This is a genomic window from Gimesia sp. (genome assembly GCF_040219335.1).
Classification (GTDB): Bacteria; Planctomycetota; Planctomycetia; order Planctomycetales; family Planctomycetaceae; genus Gimesia.
In genome coordinates this window covers 305,411-325,659 of the sequence record NZ_JAVJSQ010000019.1, presented here as the reverse complement: position 1 = coordinate 325,659, position 20,249 = coordinate 305,411, and the positions used below count along the sequence as shown (strand labels likewise).

Below are 20,249 nucleotides of genomic sequence, written 5' to 3'. Positions count from 1 at the left end.
CACACAGCCTGAACGCCGTGATTCAGGCACCTCATTCTGAAAGGAACTCTAATGGCCGTATCTATGACATGCGATGGAGTGAAGCGCCGCGACTTTTTGAAAATCGGGACGCTCGGTTTCACCGGGCTGACACTCTCCTCTTATCTGCGGATGGTGGATGCCGGCGAAGCAAAACCGAAGCAGGCGACTTCCGCCATCTTCATCGAGCTTTCCGGCGGTCCTTCCCACATGGATACCTTCGACCTCAAACCGGAATCATCCAGTGAATACCGGGGCGAATTCAAGCAGATCAAAACGAATGTGAGTGGCATCGAGATCTCCGAGCATCTGCCTAAACTGGCTTCCTGCATGGATAAATACGCTCTGCTGCGGGGTGTCTCGCACTCCGTTGCCGCGCATGCTTTGGGTCGCGAATATGTCAATACTGGCAGCCGTCCGCTGCCTTCACTGGAATACCCGGGATACGGTGCGGTCTTCACCAAGGAATATCCAGGACCGGCTAACCTGCCGCCTTATGTTTCGATTCCGAACTCCACTCAGAAACCAGGCTTCCTGGGAGTGAAGTACGCTCCGCTGAATACCGGTGCGACTCCGCGTCCCGGTCAGCCGTTCAACGTGCGTGGCATTTCGCTGCGTTCGGGATTGACCGTCGAAAACATCGAACGCCGCGAGACACTGCTGCGGGACATCGACCAGACTTTCAACAGCCTGGAAAAGAATTCGCAGTTGATCGAAGGTCTGGATCGTTTCGGACAGCAGGCGCATGCCATCATCACTTCCAAGCGTGCCCGTGATGCCTTCGACATTTCGAAAGAATCGCCGGCATTCACGAAACAGTTCGGCGAATCAAGTTTTGGTCAGAGCTGTCTGCTGGCATCGCGGCTGGTGGAATCTGGCGTGCGATTCGTCACGGTCTCCATGGGGGGCTGGGATACACACCGCAACAACTGGGAAAGCCTGGAAAACCGACTGCTGCCTCCGTTCGATGAAGGGCTGTCTGCTCTGTTCAACGGACTGGCTGAAAAGGGACTGCTGGAAACCACGGCGGTCTATGTCACCGGGGAATTCGGACGTACTCCCAAGATCAATACGCAGCGTGGCGGACGGGATCACTACCCCCGTTGTATGTTCATGCTGATGGCAGGTGGCATGGTCAAAGGAGGCCAGGTCATCGGTAAGAGTACCGCCAATGGTACTGAGCCTGCTGACGCCGGCCGGTCTCCCGACGATGTCGCTGCCTCCTTCTACCACAACCTGGGGATTGACTTTACCCGGGAATACCACACGAACACCGGTCGTCCGATCACAATCGTACGCGATGGTTCCGTGATTAACGAACTGTTCAGCTGAAACTGAGCATTGGCTTCAACCGCCAGGTGCAATGGTGTTCTCTGGCATTTTATATAATTTCCTGAGGGGGAATACGAATGTTGAAAGTATCGAAAGCGCTTCTGACCTTTGCTCTGATCCTGGCCTGTGTCGCGACTGTAGATGCAGCTGAAAAAGGTGCAAAAAAGAAAAAAGGCAACAAGAAGCAGCCCGCAGTTCGGATCCAGGCCCTGAACCTGCCTGACTCCATCGAACTGAATGCAGAGCAGAAAGAAAAAGTTGCCGCACTGAAGAAAGAATACACGCCGCAATTTGTCGCCCTGCAGAAGAAAAATCGCGAAATTATGACTCCCGATCAGCTGAAAGCCCGTCGGGAAGCCATGAAAGCAGCGAAAGATGCCGGCAAAAAAGGAAAAGAACTTCGTGATTCTGTGAACGAAGCCGTCAAACTGACTGACGAGCAGCAAAAGCAGATGAAAGAAGTGACTGCTGCTACCCGCAAACTGAACGGAGAAGTCCGTGGCAAGCTGGAATCAGTTCTGACTTCAGAGCAACTCGCCAAAATCAAAAAACCGGGTAAAGCTGGCAAGAAGAAAAAGAAAAACAGCTAGTTCTGTTGATATGGTGCCTGTTCCAACGTGCTGAAGGAACAGGCAAGCCTGTCACTATTCGCTCCCCCGATTCCGTAAACCGAGTCGGGGGATTTTTTTTGTATCTTCGCACCAGAAATCCCCGATATGTATGAATGTGAACGGGTCTGACAGGCAAAAAAGAGTTGTTTCCACTCGTAAATCTTGATATAAACATAAGTTGATTAAATACGTCTGTTTCTGAAGATCGACAGATCCATCTCTCTGTTTCAGAGGTGAGGAGTACTGGCAATGCGGCGGCACGCGCGACAATCCTGGTTAATGCTTCTAATGGCTACTGCAGCATTAACATTCACGAACCTGCAGGATCTCTCCGCAGAAGAAGCCCCGCTCAAGGATCATGAGGTTGAATTCTTCGAAACGAAAATTCGACCGGTGCTGATCAAACACTGCTATGAATGTCACGCAGCAGATGCGAAATCGATTCGCGGCGGACTGTTGCTAGACACCCGCGCGGGAACCTTGCAGGGGGGTGATTCCGGCCCTTCTGTAGTCCCCGGAAAACCTGAAGAGAGCATGCTGCTCGAATCACTGCGGTTCGAGAGTTATGAAATGCCTCCGTCGGGAAAGCTCTCCGATGAAATCATTCAGGATTTCGAAACCTGGATCAAAATGGGGGCTCCCGATCCACGCAAAGGCGAAAGCAAAGTCGTCAGTCAGCAGATCGATCTCGAACAGGGTCGGCAGTTCTGGTCCTTCCAGCCGGTGAAGCAGCCGAATCCTCCCCAGGTCACAGAACCGGCCTGGAAGCAGAGTCCCATCGATGCGTTCATTCGTTCCAGGCAGCAAGCTTTGCAACCGTCGAAACTCGCCGATCGGACGACTCTGGTACGCCGCCTGTATTATGACTTAACCGGTCTGCCACCGACTCCCACACAGATCGATGAATACCTGAACGATACCAGCGAGGATGCAACGGCCCGCCTGGTCGACCAACTGCTGGATTCCCCCCACTTTGGCGAACGCTGGGGTCGCTACTGGCTGGACGTGGCGCGCTTCTCACAGTCGACGGGCGGTGGTCGTTCTCTGCTCTACAATTCCGCCTGGCGATATCGCAACTATGTAATCGACTCTTTCAATGAAGACAAGCCGTTTCATCAGTTCATCAAGGAACAGATCGCAGGCGACCTGCTGGACTCAGACGACTTCCGCGAACGCCAGGACCAACTCATCGCGACCGCCTTTCTGCTGCTGGGACCGACCAATTACGAACAGCAGGATAAAGAACAACTGCGGATGGACGTGATCGATGAGCAGATTCAGACCATCGGTCGATCGTTCCTTGGGATGACACTCGGCTGTGCCCGCTGCCACGATCACAAGTTCGATCCCATTCCCGCTTCCGATTATTACGCCCTGGCCGGCATTCTCCGCAGTACCAAGGTGCTGACCCCCGGTAATGTTTCCGGCTGGACGAAGCGTCCGTTACCACTACCGGGACAGCAGGAACAGGCGCGAATCGAGTATGAGAAAGCCCTGGCACAACTCACGTCCGCGCAGAAGGCCAGCCAGAAAGAATTGAAACAACTGAAGGCGGAACTGAATACGATCACACTCGATGATTCCTCCGCGACCCTGGTGGGAGACTGGAAGCAATCCACGTTCTATAAAGACTTCATCGGCAAAGGCTATATCCACGACCAGCAACAGGCCAAAGGCAAAAAGCTGGTCACATTCACGCCACGACAGCTCAAGTCAGGGCGTTACGATGTGCAGCTGGCTTACAACTCGGCGGAGTCCCGCGCTTCGCGTGTGCCCGTCACCATTAAGACCGCAACCGGTCAGCAGACAGTGTATGTCAACCAGCGGGTACAACCGACGGACGGCACATTCGCCTCTCTGGGTAAATTTGACTTCCGGGGAACAGAGGAAGAAGAAATTGTTGTCTCGAATGAAGGCACCGATGGCTACGTGATTGTCGATGCCATCCGTTTCGTGTCGATTCCCGTCAGCGCCTCTGCCAGCGAAACAGAACCGGAAATCAATCCCCAATACGAGCAGACCTTAAGTAAGATCAAAGCCACGCAGCGTAAAATCAAATCCATTCGAGATGAGATTGCAGAACGCAAGCAGAACGCGCCTCCGGAAGTACCGGAAATCATGTCGGTCTATGAAGGGGAGGAACCAGGTGATTATCATCTGCTGATTCGCGGGAATGTGCATCAACTGGGTAAGAAGGTCCCTCGTGGATTTCTCACAGTCGCCCAGACTGAGTCGGCCCCGGTGATTCCCGCTGATGCCAGTGGGCGTCTGCAACTGGCGGAATGGGTTGCCAGCCCGGAGAATCCACTGACCGCCCGCGTGTATGCGAATCGCGTCTGGCAGCATCTGTTCGGTGCCGGACTGGTGCGAACCGTGGATAACTTTGGAATACGGGGAGAAACACCCTCGCACCCCGAACTGCTCGACTACCTGGCACAGCGTCTGATCGAAAATGGCTGGTCAACCAAAGCCCTGATTCGTGAAATCGTTCTGTCGCGAACCTATCGGCTCTCGAGTCATTCCACGGCTGCACAGCGTGCTGCCGATCCGGACAATCGCCTGCTCACTCATCAAAACCACCGTCGCCTGGATGCCGAAGCGATTCGCGACACGATCCTGTTTGTCAGTGGTGACCTCGACCTTAAGCAGCACGATCAGACGGTCCGCCCCGGTACGAAATCAGAATACGGTTACGAGTTCAAAAATAATTACCGCAGTGTCTATATCCCGGTATTCCGCAATCGTCTACACGAACTGCTGGCAGTGTTTGATTTCCCCGATCCCAATCTGTCCGTAGGACGCCGGAATACGAGTACTCTGTCCACACAGGCGCTGTATCTGATGAATAACCCCTTCGTGATGCAGCAGGCCGAGCAGATCGCTCGGCGCGTGAATCACGACTATCCCGCCGATCAGTCAGCCCGCATTGACGCCTTATTCAGGATCATGCTGGGACGTCTGCCATACGCAACAGAGAAGGCAAATGCAGAGCGATTCCTGGAACTGTCGCAGACAGAAACTGCTTCGGAACAGATCGAAGCCTGGACCGCCTTCTGCCAGACCATGATTGCCTGTATTGATTTTCGCTACATTCAATAACGAACCTGGAGTGATTCCATGTCAGTTCAATATAACCCTGTGACACGACGTCAACTGCTGCGTTCTTCCGCCTGCGGTTTCGGAGCGCTGGCCCTGAACGGAATGCTTTCCCAGGCACGGGGGAATACGCCCAGTCCCATTACAGGTAATCCACTGGCACCCCGGCAGCCGATGTTCCCGGCCCGGGCCAAGCGGATCATCTTTATCTTTATGCAGGGGGGCCCCAGTCAGGTCGATACTTTCGATTACAAACCGCTGCTCGAAGAGAAAAACGGCGAGAAAATGGAATTCAAGAATTCCCGCAGCATCGCCAAGACAGGGACCTACGGCAAAGAACAGATCATGCAGTCCCCCTGGAAATTCCGTCAGTACGGGGAGAGCGGGCACTGGGTATCCGATCTGTTTCCGGAAATCGGACGTCACGTGGATGACCTCTGTTTCATTCACAGTATGCACACGAATGGAGTCGCCCATGGTCCGAGTACACTGTTTCTGCACACCGGGACGACGAATCTGATCATGCCTTCGATCGGCTCCTGGATCACCTATGGTCTGGGAACGGAAAACGAAAACATTCCCGGCTTCATTACAATATCTCCCTCTTATGGGAACGGTGGACCGCGCAATTACTCCAATGCTTTTCTGCCTTCGCATTACCAGGGAACGGCACTGGGGAGAGCAGGGCAGCCCGCCAGTGAGGCCCGCTTTAACAATATCACCAATGGTCAGGTTCCCCTGAGGAAGCAGCGTCAGCAACTGGCATTACTGCAGTCTCTGAACCGCGACCAGCTACAGTCCTATCGGGAAGATGATGAACTGGCGGCGGTTGTCAATTCGTTCGAACTCGCGTTCCGCATGCAGCAACATGCTCCGGGACTGACCGATCTGTCTGAGGAATCTCCGGCGACGCTCAAAATGTACGGCATTGGTGATGAAGCGACCGACGACTTTGGACGTCAGTGCCTGCTGGCACGTCGAATGGCTGAGGCGGGGACCCGCTATATTCAGGTCAACTATTCCGACAATGCGAATACACCCCGCTGGGACCAGCACAGCAAAATTCAGAAGCACGAGATCCACGCCCGGGCAACCGACAAGCCGGTCGCGGGGTTGATCGCTGATATGAAACAGCGCGGGCTACTGGAAGACACTCTGATCTGGTGGGGAGGCGAATTCGGTCGTAACCCATTCAAACAGGGGGCCGATGGTCGCGATCACAACCCGAAAGGCTTTACTCACTTCCTGTGTGGCGGCGGTGTCAAACCTGGTTTTTCCTTTGGGGCGACCGATGAATTCGGGCATGAAGCGGTTGAGAACAAGGTCCACATGCACGATATGCACGCCACGCTGCTGCACCTGCTGGGAATCAATCATGAAAAGCTGACCTACCGACACGCGGGTCGCGACTTCCGCCTGACCGATGTGGAAGGTCGCATCGTCCACGATCTGTTCGCCTGATTTCACAGAGACAATACTGACAAGCGCAAACAAACAGGTTCGCAAATGACCCCCCATTTGCGAACCTGCTGTCGTTTAAACTAGTCTATTGTCCGTTAATGCGATACAGGACCTCCTTTCCCGGTATATCTGGCGCTTATGTAATCACTGTTATCGTAATTAGAAGGTGAGTGTGAGTGTAACCGTGGTACGGCTGTCGAGCAGATCTTTGCGTTCGGTCACAGGGAATTCCCAGACACCGGCAAACGAGAGACACTCGTTGATTTTGTAGTCAGCACCAAAGGCCATGGTGATCACATCGTTACCCGCTACGTTTGATGAGCCCAGGTTGATCCAGTCGCCCCCTTCGAAGTTGACCGGCAGAGCACCACCACTTTTCGTGTAGACGATGCCGTTCATTTCGGCCAGAGCGGAGAGTTTTTCGGTCAGCGGATGATCATAGTGCAGGCTGTACCAGAATGAGGTGGAATTATCGAAGTCATCTGCAGGGAGATGGAAACCGGCGTTGGCAATGAAGTGTCCGCCGTTGCACAGTTCCTTACCCCCGGTCAGGAAGGGGTTCCAGATGCCCTGGCCGTTCCCCTGAAAGACACGGGTGCTGCCGTTGTGGGCTTCGTAGATAATCCCGGTGGAGAGCAGGAACTGATTATCGACATCCCGGATCAGCACATATTTCACACCAGCGGCAATATCAGCCCAGCCGTGTGCATTACCGACGCCGCGTGTCTGTAACGTATTGAATCCATCTTTGACAGCGATGATCGAGAGACGCTCATTTAAGGCGATTCCCAGCTGCAGAGCATAAACCTGCAGGTCGCCGGCTCCCAGTACGGGGGTCTGCGAGTCGATCATCTGATTGACGAACACACCACGGACGTAGGTCAGGGAACGTGGGTCGATTGACCAGACAGGGTTACTGACGGGCATCACCCAGTGTTTGAAGCAGGGATCACTGGGAAAACGGTTGAGCAGGGGAATGCGGTCGCAGAGTGTGCAGCCCTGGCAGGAATCGCACTGGCAGAACTGCTGACAGCCACAATCTGACTGGCAGGTCTGGCAGGGGGCTGCCTCTGGAATGACTTCATACGCGGTAAAGACGGCATCCGGTGTCACGCCAACTTCCGTTTCTGCCCCCGACAGCTGTAATTCAGCAGGTTCTGCAGATGCACTTACCAGCTCAATATCGGGTGAATCGAAGAGTGTCGGCTCGTCAGCTTGAGTCGATACAGTCAGCAGATTGAAGAGCAGTGCCACCCCGGCACCACACATCAGCTTGATATCCATTTCTATTTCCTTGAATCCTTGATTATCGATTATGAGAAAAACCGAATCTGTCGAATGCGATTTTTCTTTTTCGTGAGACTTCGACACCAAATACGACATTTATATCTGTTATTTCTATTTCGCCACTCATAGAATTCGCGCGTGAGGTCGAAAAATATTCTGGAACGAATTTCATAAAAAAGTAAAATCGACAACCGCAAGGTTTCACACTGACGGGGTTGTGCTGTTTGCCACGAACAGATGTGAGGCATTCCCCTCAAAGGACTTAGGTCAAACATCTAAACTAAAGCACAGAGACGCCTGTTTCAGGGCAGTTATTTTTTTGCCCATGTTTCAGATATGTAGTTCTCATAGACATCTATCAATTATAATCAAGCGTTCGCATTGTTTTCAGGAGCAGAGGAGCAACCGTGTCGGCTGAAACGACTTTAGAAAACGCCACTCAGGACAGTAATCTGGAAAAGTTTGTTTACGATGACCAGATTTCCCGGATGTTTGCCCTGGCGACACTGGTGTGGGGAGTAGTCGCCTTTCTGGTGGGGATCGTTATTGCGACCGAACTCGCGTTTCCTTCCGTGAACCTGGGGCTAGACTTCATCACTTTTGGCCGCCTGCGACCGCTGCATACGAACGCAGCCATCTTTGCCTTTGCCGGCAACGCCATCTTCACCGCCGTCTATTATTCGACGCAGCGTCTGTGCAGGGCCCGCATGTGGAGCGACATGTTGTCGCGTCTGCATTTCTGGGGCTGGCAGTTGATCATCCTGGCAGCCGCACTTACTCTGCCTTTGGGCATCACGCAGAGTAAGGAATACGCCGAGCTGGAATGGCCTATCGACCTGGCGATCGCCGTGGTCTGGGTCGGTTTCTTTGGTGTGAACTTCTTTATGACACTGGCCCGTCGACGCGAACGGCACATGTATGTAGCCCTCTGGTTCTACATCGCCACGATTGTGACTGTCGCGCTACTGCATGTGTTCAACAACCTGGTCGTACCGATTGGCCTGTTCAAGAGCTATTCCGTCTATGCCGGAGTGCAGGATGCTTTTATGCAGTGGTGGTACGGGCATAACGCGGTGGCCTTCTTCCTGACAACGCCGTTCCTGGGGCTGATGTATTACTTCCTGCCCAAGGCGGCAAACCGACCGATCTTCTCATACAAGTTAAGTATTCTGCACTTCTGGTCGCTGGTCTTCATTTATATCTGGGCAGGTCCGCATCACCTGCACTACACGGCGCTGCCTCAATGGGCTTCGACCCTCGGCATGCTGTTTTCGATCATGCTCTGGATGCCTTCCTGGGGCGGGATGATCAACGGACTGCTGACCCTGCGCGGGGCCTGGCAGAAAGTGACTTCCGATCCGGTGCTCAAATTCTTCGTGGTCGGGATCACCTTTTACGGGATGTCGACTTTTGAAGGTCCCGTGCTGTCGATCAAATCTGTGAATGCTCTGTCACACTACACCGACTGGACCATCGCCCACGTACATGCGGGCGCACTGGGCTGGAACGGGTTCATGACTTTCGGCATGATGTACTGGCTGCTGCCACGTCTGTTCCAGACCGAACTCTACAGCACGCGGTTGGCAAACCTGCATTTCTGGCTGGGAACCGTGGGGATCCTGCTGTATATCTTCCCGATCTACGTTGCGGGGCTGACGCAGGGACTGATGTGGCGGGCCATTACCGATACCGGTCAGCTGGCTTATCCCAACTTCGTAGAAACGGTTCGCGTGCTGATTCCGTTATACCTGATCCGCGCAGTCGGCGGGGTGGTTTATCTCTCCGGGGCACTGCTGCTGAGCTACAACTTCTTCCAGACCTGGAAAAGACGTCCTGCGAACTACGAAGAAGTTGAACATTACGCTCCCGCGCTGGAACCGCATTACGATGACGACCCGGCTCCCAAGTCTCGCCTGTCGGGCGTGCTGGAAGTCGCCAAGAAGCTGGATGTGTTCGAGCAACTCGCGTGGCACCGTCGCTGGGAACGGCTCCCCCGCCTGATGACCATCTGGGTGATCATCGCTGTGGTGGCTGCATCGCTGTTCGAAATCATTCCGACCTTCCTGATCCGGTCCAACGTACCGACCATCGCGACGGTGACACCTTACACACCACTGGAGTTAGCCGGACGGGATATCTACGTCGCGGAAGGTTGTTACAACTGTCATTCGCAGATGATTCGTCCCATGCTGGCAGAGACCAAGCGATATGGTGAATATTCCAAACCGGGTGAATTCGTTTATGACCATCCATTCCAGTGGGGTTCGCGTCGTATTGGTCCCGACCTGGCACGCGAAGGGGGCAAGCAGTCCAACCTCTGGCATCTGATTCATTTCCGCGATCCGGAAAAGATGACCAAAGGTTCGATCATGCCACCCTATCCATGGCTGGAAAAACGCAAGTTGAACTTCAAGACGATTCCGGACCGCGTCTGGGCTGCTTCCTACCTGGGAGCACCTTATGACAAAGCCGCCTTGAGCGATTCCATCGCACTCGCGAAGAAACAGGCGAAAGCAATCGCTGATGACATTGAACGTCAGAAAGGGCCCTCGGGCCTGGAAGACAAACAGGTCGTCGCGCTGATCGCCTACCTGCAGCGTCTGGGAACGGACCTGTTCAAGACTCCGAAATCCCCGAATCCATCCGCTGAACCCGCGCCTGCGGCCGATAATAAGACCGCGCAGGCAGAACCAGCGTCAACGAGGTAATTATCATGATCAAAGAAGTCATGCGTCTGTTAAATTATGATTTCTGTGCCGAAATCGCACTCGTGCTGTTCCTGGTAGCGTTCGCCCTGGTGGGTATCAAGGTCGCACTGACCAGCAAAGCAGAGATTAAACATCAATCAGAAATTCCGCTTTCGGACGACTAACCAGATTCGGAGACAATGATGTCTGAAAAAGACCAGTTAACTACACATAACTACGACGGAATTCAGGAATACGATAACCCGATGCCGGGCTGGTGGATCATGCTGTTCTGGGGATGCATCTTTTTTGCGTTTCCCTACTGGCTCTACTATGAATCCGGCGTTCCCGGTCGGTCGATCTACGATCAGTACAAAGAAGAAGTCGCCGACAACCTGCGGCTGCAGTTCGCAGAAATCGGTGAACTGCAGCTGAATTCAGCGACAGTCTATAAATACAAGGATGACCCGAAATGGCTCAAGGTGGGTGAAAGTGTGTTTCAGATGCACTGCGTGGCCTGCCATGCAGAGAAAGCTGAAGGAAAAGTCGGCCCGAATCTGACCGATGATTACTGGATTCACGTCAAAGAGATCGGTGACATCGCCACGGTGGTCGAAAAGGGGGCCAACGGTCAGGCAATGCCCGCCTGGGGAAACCGACTGCATCCCAACGAAATCGTGCTGGTCGCATCCTATGTAGCCAGTCTGCAGGGGTCTCTACCGGAAGGAACCGGGAAGCCACCTGAACCGAATGCCAAAAAAATCGGCCCCTGGCAAGCGCCCGCTGCCGCGGAGGGGAAGTCTGATACTGAATCTGCCCCTAAGGCGGAGCAGGACGCTGCCACAAAACAGCCGGAGTCTTGAGAAGTTTTAAAAGAATGTGATATGGTGAACCCTGATGAGTGACCAAGTCCTGGAACCCGAAGAGCACGTTTTATCCACACTGGAAAAAGACGGTTCACGTCGCTGGATGTATCCCCGGCTGTTCAAGGGGAAATTCTGGAATCGCCGGCGGATTGTCGGCTACTTCCTGATTGTGCTGTTCATTGTCCTGCCTCATCTGCAGGTCAATTCGCGGCCGGCGATCTTTCTGAATATCACCCGACGGGAATTTACAATTTTCGGGTTTACGTTCCTGCCGACCGATACGTTGTTGCTTGCCTTTTTCATGATCTCGGTCTTCCTGTCAATCTTCCTGCTGACGGCACTGTTTGGCCGGGTGTGGTGTGGCTGGGCCTGTCCCCAGACGATTTATCTGGAATTCGTTTACCGTCCCATCGAACGCCTGTTCTGTGGCACCACCGGTCATGGCGGTAAGCCCCGAAAACCGGTCCCGCTGATTCGACGGGTCATGATGTATGGTGCGTACCTGATTATCTCCATGATATTAGCGCATACGTTCCTGGCTTACTTCGTCAGCGTGAGTGAGCTGCAGCACTGGGTACGTCAGTCGCCGTTTACGCATCCTACCGGGTTCCTGGTGATGACCTCTACGGTCGTTCTGATGATGTTTAACTTCTCGTTTTTCCGCGAGCAGCTCTGTACGATTGCCTGTCCCTATGGTCGTTTTCAATCGGTACTGCTGGATAGACGGTCGCTGATTGTCAGTTATGATCCCCAGCGGGGCGAACCGCGAGGTAAGATCAGTAAAACGGATCCGACTCCCAAGGGGGACTGTATCGACTGTGGCCAGTGCGTGCAGGCCTGTCCTACCGGCATTGACATTCGCGATGGTCTGCAGATGGAGTGTCTGCACTGCACGCAGTGTATGGATGCCTGTGACGAAATCATGGTCAAAGTCGATCGTCCGCTGGGTCTGGTCCGCTATTCCTGCCAGGATGAAATCGATGGTCAGCCGACGAAGAAACTGCGGCCACGCGTGATTATCTATCCTTTACTGCTGCTGTTGTCGGTCTCTGCCTTTACCATCACACTGCTGAACAAGAAATCGTTCGATATCACCATCATGCGTAATTATGGCAATCCCTTTATCGTGACCGAAGACGACCAGGTTGAGAACAACCTGCAGTTGAAGCTGGTCAACCGCACGGATCAACCGGATGAATACACAATCAAAGTACTCGACGCCCCCGATGTTACCATGGAACTGATCGGTTCTCCCCAGCTCAAAGCACGGGATACCAAGACTATCCCCATGCTGGTATCGGCGCCGCGCAAATCGTTTGTCGCAGGCTTGCGGGAAGTTGAGCTCTCGATTCAGTCACAAAACCAGGCAGATGAAAGGAGGGTCACATGTCAGATTCTCGGCCCGTAACCAACGAACCCGAAAACATTGAGAATGACGAGTCCGCAGAAACCCTGGCCCGCTGGAAGTGGGGCGGCGTTATCTTGGGTTTCCTCGGTCTGCAGATCGTGCTCTCGGGCGTTGCTGTGTTCCTGGCGACCAGCGATCCTTCGAATGTGATTGTCGAAGGCTACTACGAACAAGCCATCTCCTGGGATCAACAGCGGGAGCGCCAGGCAGCCAGTGATGCCCTGGGGTGGACGACGCGTCTTGACCTGGGCAAACCGCAGGGACTGATGGGCGAACGGCTGCTGACCATCCAGTTGGCAGGACCAGACGGCAAGCCCGTCAGCGGCTGTCAGTTGAGTGGAGAGATTTTTCACCACGCACGAGGCGGCGATGTCTTCAAGCTCCGTTTTAAAGAACAGGGGCCCGGCAACTACACGGCCGTCGCGCCGCTGCAGCGTTCCGGACTGTGGGAACTCTCATTGAAGACCGCCGGGGACCCCCGTCATTTCCAGGAGAAGAAACAGTTTCGTCTGAAAGATTCGGGAGAATTTCAGGCCGTAGCGACTACACCTGCCAACAACTCAAGAAATCACCAACTTTAACCGAAGTGCGGGACAAAGTATGTCAGACCTGCAGACGATCATTCCACTCCTGGCGACCATCTTCGTCGCCAGCATAGCCGGCAGCGGACATTGTGTCGGCATGTGTGGACCATTGATGCTGCTGGCGACGAATCGCTCCCCTGAATCAGGCGCGCATTCTTCCCTGATTTACGAAAGCTGCTATCATTGTGGCCGTCTGCTGGGATATGCACTACTGGGCCTCGTGGCAGGCAGCCTGGGCTGGCTGATGGAATCGGGTGGTCAACTGGCTGGTCTGCAACAGGCGGCGGCACTGGTAACCGGTGCCGGCATGATTCTGTTTGGCCTGTTCTCACTGGTGACCATTTATCGTACCGGGAGTATTCCCCATTTTGGTACAGCGCGTGTAGGCCGGGTGTTTACGAAGTTCGTGAAACGCGTGCATCAACTGCCGCACGTATTACGACCACTGTCCATCGGTCTGATGACGGCCTGCCTCCCCTGTGGCTGGTTATACGCGTTTCTGCTGCTGGCGGTCAGTGCTCGCACACCGTTGCTCGGCGGACTGACGATGGTCGCCTTCTGGCTGGGAACAATACCAGCGCTGTCACTCGCCAGTCTGGCCAGTCGCTGGTTTCCAAGGAAATGGAACACTCTGGGTAACACGCTCATTGCCAGCCTGTTAATTATCAGTGGTATCTTTACGATGGGCGTGCGGGCGCAGGCAGATATGGGGGCTCTGCACCAACAGTTGGAATCGCCTTCCCAGACAGAACAATTAGAGCAGCTCAAAGAGCAACCGTTCCCCTGTTGCCGTCGAGGTGATTCCGATTAACAGTCCCCGTTCCCAACCTGAACGCACGCCGGTGATCGATGAGATCGACGGAAGCGAAACAGCTCAGTCAAGTGGGCAGGGGACCTGCATTCACTGTGACCTGCCGATTCCTATATCGCGTCAGCACAGCTCCGGACCGGAATTCTGCTGCGCGGGATGCGAAGTCGCCTATGCGATACTGCAGGACATGGACCCGCGTCTGCTGGAGGAAATTGCGGAAGCTAAAACAGCGGGCCCATCGGAACTGACCTACGAGGAGATGAACCACCCCCGGTTCCTGGAGCTTTACGCCCACCAGTTGGATTCCGGTCTGAATCGGATTCGGCTGCACCTGGAAGGCATTCATTGTGCCTCCTGCGTGTTTGTAATTGAAAAACTCCCCGAGTTCCTGCCCGGTGTGATCAATGCACGGGTGAATCTCACCACCGCGACACTGGACTGTTTCTGGAATCCGGACGCCGTCGCGCTGTCCGAAATCGCCCGCACGCTGGATCGGCTTGGCTACCGACCGCACCCGGCTCAACCCAACGAAACCGAGCGACTCTATCGCCTGGAAAACCGGAAACACCTGATTCGCCTGGGGATCGCTGGTGCCTGTGCCGGGAATGTTATGCTGATCGCATTTGCCCTATACGCAGGTATGTTTACCGGCATGTCTGCCGAACACTTGAATCTGTTTCGCTGGACGAGCGCCGGGCTGGCACTGGTCTCGATCTTCTGGCCCGGTCAGATCTTTTTCAAAGGCGCTTTGCTCGCGCTGAAGACGCGGATTCCACATATTGATCTGCCGGTCGCTCTGGGCATTACCATCGGTGGGATCGCGGGGCTGGTTAATTCGATTCGGGGTAGTGGAGAGATCTATTTTGACTCGCTGACCGTGTTGATCTTTCTGCTGCTGGTTGGCCGCTACATTCAGTTCCGACAGCAACACCATGCGTTGAGCCAGCTCTCGCTCCTGAAAAACCTCACGCCCCGCCATGCACGTCTCGTCACCGGAACTGAGGTGCTGACTGTACCGATTGAGGTGCTGCAGGTGGAAGACGAGGTGGAGGTTCGCGCTGGTGACGTAATTCCTGCAGACGGTGTCATTCTCTCCGGCGACTCGTCAGTTGATGAATCGATCCTGACCGGGGAGTCGCGGCCCCGCAGAGTGCTGACCGGCGGAGAGGTAACCGCGGGCACGCTCAACCTGACTTCTCCCTTGCGGATGCAGGTGCAGTCCGTAGGCGAACAGACTCGGATTGGACGTCTGATGAACCTGGTGGAACTGGGTGTCAGTTCCAAACTCCCGCTGATCGAACTTGCCAACCGGATTGCCGGCGTGTTCGTGATCACGGTCATCCTGTTGTCGCTCCTCTGCCTGGGGCTCTGGTGGTCGAGCGGGGCGAATGTCGCGGTTGCGAACGCGATCTCCCTGCTGATCGTCACCTGTCCCTGTGCCCTGGGTCTGGCGACTCCGCTCGCACTGGCCGTCGCGCAGGGCAAAGCAGCGAAACGAGCGATTCTGATCAATTCCGGAGACGCGGTCGAAAAACTGGCCCGACCCGGGTTTCTGTGGCTGGATAAAACGGGGACTCTGACTACCGGTAAAATGCAGGTGCAGGTCTGGCAGGGAGAGCAGAGTCAGTTCCGCGAGATCGCAGCCCTCGAACAGCAGGTTGTCCATCCGATTGCGTCGGCGATACTGGGCTACATTGAACAGCAGACCGGAGGTGCGTTGCCTGATCTACCGGCGCCTGAAGATGTGCAGGCCAGACCAGGCCAGGGGATCAACGGTACTGTTAGCGGGCATCAGTTGCTGATCGGCACCGAGGCGTTACTGACTTTGGAAGGTTGTCGCATTCCTGCAACGTATCAGCAGAGCATTGCTGACTGTCGTGCCCAGGGACTGACGACGGTTCTGATTGCCGTCGATGGCGAACTGGAGGCGGTCTGTGGCATCGGCGACAGCTTGCGCCCCGATTCGCGTGCCACGCTGGATCACCTGAAGGCGGCCGGTTGGTCGATCGGGATTCTCTCGGGCGACCATGAGGAGATTGTGAATCCGATCGCCCGGCAGCTCGACATCGATCCTGAGTTTGTACATGCAGGCGTTCTGCCGGAAGAGAAGCTGCAGATCATTCATCAATCCACGCCCCACGAATTGACCGTCATGGTGGGAGATGGCGTCAACGATAGCGCTGCCCTGGCAGCTGCTTCGGTCGGAATTGCCGTCCATGGAGGAGCCGAAGCCAGCCTGCAGGTCGCTGACGTTTATCTCAATCGTCCCGGCTTGAGTCCGCTGCGGGAGTTGATCGACGGGGCTCGGATGACGAACCAGGTTATCATACGGAACCTCTTGATCTCGCTGGCCTACAATCTACTGGCCGCGGGCTTGGCGCTGGATGGGTTGATCAATCCGCTGATCGCGGCGGTGCTGATGCCCATCAGTTCGTTGACGGTGCTGGTTCTATCGTTCATGAACCGTTCTTTCCGGGAGACGCATGCATGAGCGTATTGTATATCGCACTCCCGGTTGCCATTCTGCTTGCGCTGGCCGCTGTCATTGCGTTCGTGTGGACGGTGTCACGTGGTCAATACGATGACCTCGACACGCCGGCGTTCCGCATGCTGGAAGACGACGAGCGACGCCGTCCGCGTCACAGGCCTGCTTCCGAGAGTGAAACATCACTTCGTGAAGAAGCGGATCACCCAGACGATTCCCGTGAGCAATAAACTGAGCAGGATGCAGGTCGTCAGGGGAAAATAGAAGCGGACGTTTTCCCGTTCAACCGCAATATCGCCGGGCAGTTTTCCGATCCAGGGCAGCGAGGGTCCGAGCAGCCAGAACAGACCAATGGCGGCGATGAAGAGTCCAGCTCCGATTAATATCCACGCGGGGTGATTACTCATGGTCATACGTCATAAACAGAATTTATCGGGTTTGTTTCCTCCAGTATAACAGAGGGGAAGGATTCGCGGTCAAATACTTTGCCTGCTGAACGATACTGGTAATATCAGCCCTGCGGTAGTTCTTCCTTCAGGAGTTCGACAACGCCGGTGTCGTCGTGGTAGACGGCTCCGACGACTCCCAGTGTGCCGGCCTGGACGCGTTCGCGGATCTGGTCGCTGGAGGACAGGATGGCTGCGACGGCGCGCAAGGCATTCCGGTGACTGACCTGCGTTGAGGAGAGCGCATTCTGCTCCGGGGAATCTGCAGATGCTCCGCTGTCTGGCTCGTCATGAATCGACTGTGATATCAGATTGACGACCTGGTTCAGGTGCGGGTTATTGCCTCTGTCTTCCGGGAGTCCGGGTTGTTGCTGTTCCAGTGAGGCCCGGATAGCACCACAGCGGGTGTGTCCCAGAACCAGCAGCAGCGGGGTACCGGAAAGGATGCAGCCGTATTCAAGGTTATTGACGACTTCGATATCAATTACGTTGCCGGCAACCTGCACGCTGCAGACGTTATCGGGCCTCAAATCGAAGATCGACTCCACCGGCATATAGCAGTCGATACAACTCAGAATCGTCACGAAAGAATTCTGAGCGTAAGGTTCCCCCGCGGAATTATGTCGCGATTCTCCGCGGGTGAGCACACCGGCGCGGAATCGCTGATTGCCTTCCATCAGCAGGCGTAAGACATCATCGGGAGAGAGTTGTCCGCGGAGTTCCGTCTGGGAATAATCGATCGTCTGAATTTCACCGGCCGGTTCGTAGCGTTCGCGGAATCCCTGGAGACTCACCCGGATACCCCGCGCGGGGGCGGTGATGTTCTGGAAGTCGCGTAACAGGCTGAGGACGTCCGGGTCGATAAAGTCGGTTTTACGACCATCGATGACAACGAAGCCGTCGCGAGGGACTTCGAGCAGGGCGCGTTCGATGGCGGCCCGATTGAAAAAGCTGACCTGGTTCGCGAGTTCGATGCGTAACACATCGCCGCCGACATGCTTTTCGAGGACACGATGCAGCGGGCAGCGCATGTTGCTGTAAAGAATGAAGCTGATGCTGGTTGCCAGACCCAGCAGGATACCGGTGAGAATATCGGTTGCCACGATGAAGAAGGCGGTGCAAGAATAGGGGATGAACTGATAGCGGCCGGCCTGGTACATCTGTCGGATCAGGGCCGGGCTGGCCAGCTTGTATCCGGTGACCAGTAGAATTCCAGCCAGGCAGGCGAGCGGAATCAGATTCAACACCTGGGGGATCAGCAGGAAACAACCCAGCAGCAGGCCGCCGTTCAGGATCGCCGAGAGTTTCGTCTGGCCACCCGAGTTGATGTTCAACGAACTGCGGACGATGACCGAGGTCACGGGGAGCCCACCGGTCAGTCCCGCGGTGATATTGCCGACCCCCTGGGCAAACAGTTCCCGGCTGCGGGGGGAGTGCCGCTGCTGGGGATCGAGGCGGTCCACGGCTTCCAGATTGAGCAGCGTCTCCAGTGAGGCGACAATCGCGATCGTGAGTGCCGCGATGTAGACCTTGCTCTCGGTGAGCAGCGAAAAGTCGGGAAAGACGAGGATGGCCCCGTATTCCGCGGTGCTGTTGAAGACCGGCACCTGAACCAGTTGCGGATTGGGAATCCGCCAGGCGGCGCCCAGTCCACTGAACCAGAGCTGACTGATGGCGACTCCCAGGACGACGGAAATCAGCGGCCCAGGGATGGAGGACCGTTTGAGGACGGGAATGCGATCCCAGAGGATCAGTTGCAGCACTGAGAGGAGCCCAATCACAGTCGCGCCCGCGTGCCAGTCGAGGTCGGAGAGCGAGACCAGGCTCTGATAGAGACCCAGATTTTGTGGTGCAGCGCTCAGTGAGCCGCTTGCCTCCAGACCGTCGTGACCGATCAGGTAAGGCAACTGTTTGAGGATCAGCAGCAGGCCGATCCCGGTCAGCATGCCTTTCACGACGCCGGAGGGAATGAACATCGAGATGAAGCCGGCACGACAAAGGCCCGCGATCACCTGCAACAATCCTCCCAGGGCAACCGCCAGCAGAAAGGCTTCGAAGGAGCCGAGCAGGGCGATCTGTGTAGCGACGACTGCTGTCAGTCCCGCCGCCGGTCCACTGACGCTGGTCTGCGAATGGCTCAGTGAGCCGACGACGATTCCGCCGATGATGCCCGAGATCAAACCGGAAATCAGGGGGGCATTCGAGGCGAGGGCAATACCCAGACAGAGGGGCAGGGCGGCGAGGAAAATCACCAGGCTGGCGGTCATATCGCGTCGCAGGCGATATCCCAGTGTAGCAGTCTCATACATACGCGGCGCTATTCTGTGTTGGCGGTCATCAGAATTCAAAAGTGGCAAGGGGCATTGTACTCGATCCGCGGGGAGAGACCCAAGCCTGCCGACGGCGAAAGCGGGACAGGATTGACTTATCAATCGCCGGTGATGGGTTACGGGGTAGCGGTATCCTGACCGGCGCGCCACTCTTTATAGACGTCGCGTGATTCGTCTGGCAGATCTGACAGGCCGGGCATACTCAGTTTGATCACTCAGACCGATTGACGACCTCATGAAATGAGAAATCAGCGGCAATTGAGGTGAGATCGACATGCCGGAAGTTCTCCCAATTAATCTGGTCGAGTGTGGGCCGGTCAAAAACCATCGTTGAAACGTTTAACAGTTTCTCATTGCCGAACTTATCTAATATCGGGACAAATGAAATGAGCTCAATGGTCGAAAAGTCATTAAAGCCTGATTCATGGATCCCCTTCAGGATGCGGGTATTTTCAATCTGGAAATCGGCTTCGGTTGGGGCGGCTCGCGAGGCATCTTTTCCAGTAATGACAATCTTCAGTTCACCATTCTCAAGCGTAACCCTGGCCGCCTTGACGCTACTCAGCGCCTGTTGTACTTCAAACCGGAGTCGTTCCTCGGTGCCCGCGGGAAACTCCTCTTCAATACTTCCGGGGCCCTGTTTACTGTTGGCGTTCTCATCACTGCTCAAGTTGAGTAAGAACATCACCAGCACCAGGCCGACGACACACAGGCCAGCACAGCCGAGAAGCATTGTACCGCAACCGCTGCCCGGTTTATCACTTTCTGAAATCATGTTGTTCCTTGCGGACGGCGTCTGCTGCCCGATAGAGAGTTTCCACTCATAG

General features: G+C 55.2%; 16 protein-coding genes. 12 read left to right on the top strand and 4 right to left on the bottom strand.

The window, feature by feature from the left end; all coding sequences use genetic code 11:
• Positions 1 to 51 precede the first annotated feature (51 nt).
• The 4 genes from RID21_RS16440 (at position 52) to RID21_RS16425 (ending at position 6,518) form a co-directional block, all read left to right on the top strand.
• Positions 52 to 1,350, top strand: coding sequence for a DUF1501 domain-containing protein (locus RID21_RS16440; protein ID WP_145185112.1), 1,299 nt, complete (start codon positions 52 to 54; stop codon positions 1,348 to 1,350).
• Positions 1,351 to 1,427: 77 nt separating this feature from the next.
• Positions 1,428 to 1,940 carry a hypothetical protein gene (locus RID21_RS16435; protein WP_350190661.1) on the top strand — a complete coding sequence of 171 codons (513 nt, stop codon included), beginning with the start codon at positions 1,428 to 1,430 and terminating at the stop codon, positions 1,938 to 1,940.
• A gap of 309 nt (positions 1,941 to 2,249) precedes the next feature.
• On the top strand, positions 2,250 to 5,060 hold the full coding sequence (locus tag RID21_RS16430; RefSeq protein WP_350190659.1) for a DUF1553 domain-containing protein: 2,811 nt from the start codon (positions 2,250 to 2,252) through the stop codon (positions 5,058 to 5,060).
• Positions 5,061 to 5,078: 18 nt separating this feature from the next.
• Positions 5,079 to 6,518 carry a DUF1501 domain-containing protein gene (locus RID21_RS16425; RefSeq protein WP_350190657.1) on the top strand — a complete coding sequence of 480 codons (1,440 nt, stop codon included), beginning with the start codon at positions 5,079 to 5,081 and terminating at the stop codon, positions 6,516 to 6,518.
• 159 nt (positions 6,519 to 6,677) lie between these two features.
• Here RID21_RS16425 and RID21_RS16420 read toward each other — a convergent pair whose 3' ends face one another.
• Complete coding sequence (locus RID21_RS16420) at positions 6,678 to 7,802, bottom strand: hypothetical protein (RefSeq protein WP_350190655.1); 1,125 nt, start codon at positions 7,800 to 7,802, stop codon at positions 6,678 to 6,680.
• Between the two features lie 491 nt (positions 7,803 to 8,293).
• Here RID21_RS16420 and ccoN point away from each other — a divergent pair, with 491 nt between their 5' ends.
• The 8 genes from ccoN to ccoS are packed head-to-tail and all read left to right on the top strand — an operon-like array spanning position 8,294 to position 16,876.
• Positions 8,294 to 10,513, top strand: a complete 2,220-nt coding sequence (gene ccoN, locus RID21_RS16415; protein ID WP_502892621.1) for a cytochrome-c oxidase, cbb3-type subunit I — start codon at positions 8,294 to 8,296, stop codon at positions 10,511 to 10,513.
• Positions 10,514 to 10,518: 5 nt separating this feature from the next.
• Positions 10,519 to 10,677, top strand: a complete 159-nt coding sequence (locus RID21_RS16410; RefSeq protein WP_187781973.1) for a hypothetical protein — start codon at positions 10,519 to 10,521, stop codon at positions 10,675 to 10,677.
• An 18-nt stretch (positions 10,678 to 10,695) separates the two neighbouring features.
• Positions 10,696 to 11,355, top strand: a complete 660-nt coding sequence (locus RID21_RS16405) for a cbb3-type cytochrome c oxidase N-terminal domain-containing protein (protein ID WP_350190651.1) — start codon at positions 10,696 to 10,698, stop codon at positions 11,353 to 11,355.
• Between the two features lie 34 nt (positions 11,356 to 11,389).
• Positions 11,390 to 12,766: a cytochrome c oxidase accessory protein CcoG gene (gene ccoG / locus RID21_RS16400; protein ID WP_350190649.1), complete on the top strand. Its 1,377-nt coding sequence runs from the start codon at positions 11,390 to 11,392 to the stop codon at positions 12,764 to 12,766.
• Positions 12,745 to 13,347: a FixH family protein gene (locus RID21_RS16395; RefSeq protein WP_350190647.1), complete on the top strand. Its 603-nt coding sequence runs from the start codon at positions 12,745 to 12,747 to the stop codon at positions 13,345 to 13,347. Before ccoG ends, RID21_RS16395 begins: the two co-directional genes overlap by 22 nt.
• A 19-nt stretch (positions 13,348 to 13,366) precedes the next feature.
• Positions 13,367 to 14,161 (top strand): sulfite exporter TauE/SafE family protein, encoded by a 795-nt coding sequence (locus RID21_RS16390; RefSeq protein WP_350190645.1) that lies wholly within the window; start codon positions 13,367 to 13,369, stop codon positions 14,159 to 14,161.
• Complete coding sequence (locus tag RID21_RS16385; RefSeq protein WP_350190643.1) at positions 14,148 to 16,652, top strand: heavy metal translocating P-type ATPase; 2,505 nt, start codon at positions 14,148 to 14,150, stop codon at positions 16,650 to 16,652. Before RID21_RS16390 ends, RID21_RS16385 begins: the two co-directional genes overlap by 14 nt.
• Positions 16,649 to 16,876, top strand: a complete 228-nt coding sequence (ccoS, locus tag RID21_RS16380; protein WP_350190641.1) for a cbb3-type cytochrome oxidase assembly protein CcoS — start codon at positions 16,649 to 16,651, stop codon at positions 16,874 to 16,876. The genes RID21_RS16385 and ccoS overlap by 4 nt, the downstream gene beginning before the upstream one ends.
• Here ccoS and RID21_RS16375 read toward each other — a convergent pair.
• From RID21_RS16375 to RID21_RS16365, 3 genes are all read right to left on the bottom strand, one after another.
• Positions 16,829 to 17,053: a DUF2905 domain-containing protein gene (locus tag RID21_RS16375; RefSeq protein WP_350190639.1), complete on the bottom strand. Its 225-nt coding sequence runs from the start codon at positions 17,051 to 17,053 to the stop codon at positions 16,829 to 16,831. The genes ccoS and RID21_RS16375 overlap by 48 nt on opposite strands.
• Before the next feature lie 104 nt (positions 17,054 to 17,157).
• Complete coding sequence (locus RID21_RS16370; protein ID WP_350190637.1) at positions 17,158 to 19,401, bottom strand: bifunctional SulP family inorganic anion transporter/carbonic anhydrase; 2,244 nt, start codon at positions 19,399 to 19,401, stop codon at positions 17,158 to 17,160.
• A 232-nt stretch (positions 19,402 to 19,633) separates the two neighbouring features.
• Positions 19,634 to 20,197, bottom strand: coding sequence for a hypothetical protein (locus RID21_RS16365; RefSeq protein WP_350190635.1), 564 nt, complete (start codon positions 20,195 to 20,197; stop codon positions 19,634 to 19,636).
• Positions 20,198 to 20,249 lie beyond the last annotated feature (52 nt).

Bases quoted from the DNA above. Each gene is read 5' to 3' on its own strand.
- RID21_RS16430 (WP_350190659.1), top strand. From the start codon at position 2,250: ATGGCTACTGCAGCATTAACATTCACGAACCTGCAGGATCTCTCCGCA.
- RID21_RS16410 (WP_187781973.1), top strand. From the start codon at position 10,519: ATGATCAAAGAAGTCATGCGTCTGTTAAATTATGATTTCTGTGCCGAA.
- RID21_RS16425 (WP_350190657.1), top strand. From the start codon at position 5,079: ATGTCAGTTCAATATAACCCTGTGACACGACGTCAACTGCTGCGTTCT.
- ccoN (WP_502892621.1), top strand. From the start codon at position 8,294: ATGTTTGCCCTGGCGACACTGGTGTGGGGAGTAGTCGCCTTTCTGGTG.
- ccoG (WP_350190649.1), top strand. From the start codon at position 11,390: ATGAGTGACCAAGTCCTGGAACCCGAAGAGCACGTTTTATCCACACTG.
- RID21_RS16405 (WP_350190651.1), top strand. From the start codon at position 10,696: ATGTCTGAAAAAGACCAGTTAACTACACATAACTACGACGGAATTCAG.
- ccoS (WP_350190641.1), top strand. From the start codon at position 16,649: ATGAGCGTATTGTATATCGCACTCCCGGTTGCCATTCTGCTTGCGCTG.
- RID21_RS16370 (WP_350190637.1), bottom strand. From the start codon at position 19,401: ATGTATGAGACTGCTACACTGGGATATCGCCTGCGACGCGATATGACC.
- RID21_RS16365 (WP_350190635.1), bottom strand. From the start codon at position 20,197: ATGATTTCAGAAAGTGATAAACCGGGCAGCGGTTGCGGTACAATGCTT.
- RID21_RS16435 (WP_350190661.1), top strand. From the start codon at position 1,428: ATGTTGAAAGTATCGAAAGCGCTTCTGACCTTTGCTCTGATCCTGGCC.
- RID21_RS16420 (WP_350190655.1), bottom strand. From the start codon at position 7,802: ATGGATATCAAGCTGATGTGTGGTGCCGGGGTGGCACTGCTCTTCAAT.
- RID21_RS16440 (WP_145185112.1), top strand. From the start codon at position 52: ATGGCCGTATCTATGACATGCGATGGAGTGAAGCGCCGCGACTTTTTG.
- RID21_RS16375 (WP_350190639.1), bottom strand. From the start codon at position 17,053: ATGAGTAATCACCCCGCGTGGATATTAATCGGAGCTGGACTCTTCATC.
- RID21_RS16390 (WP_350190645.1), top strand. From the start codon at position 13,367: ATGTCAGACCTGCAGACGATCATTCCACTCCTGGCGACCATCTTCGTC.
- RID21_RS16395 (WP_350190647.1), top strand. From the start codon at position 12,745: ATGTCAGATTCTCGGCCCGTAACCAACGAACCCGAAAACATTGAGAAT.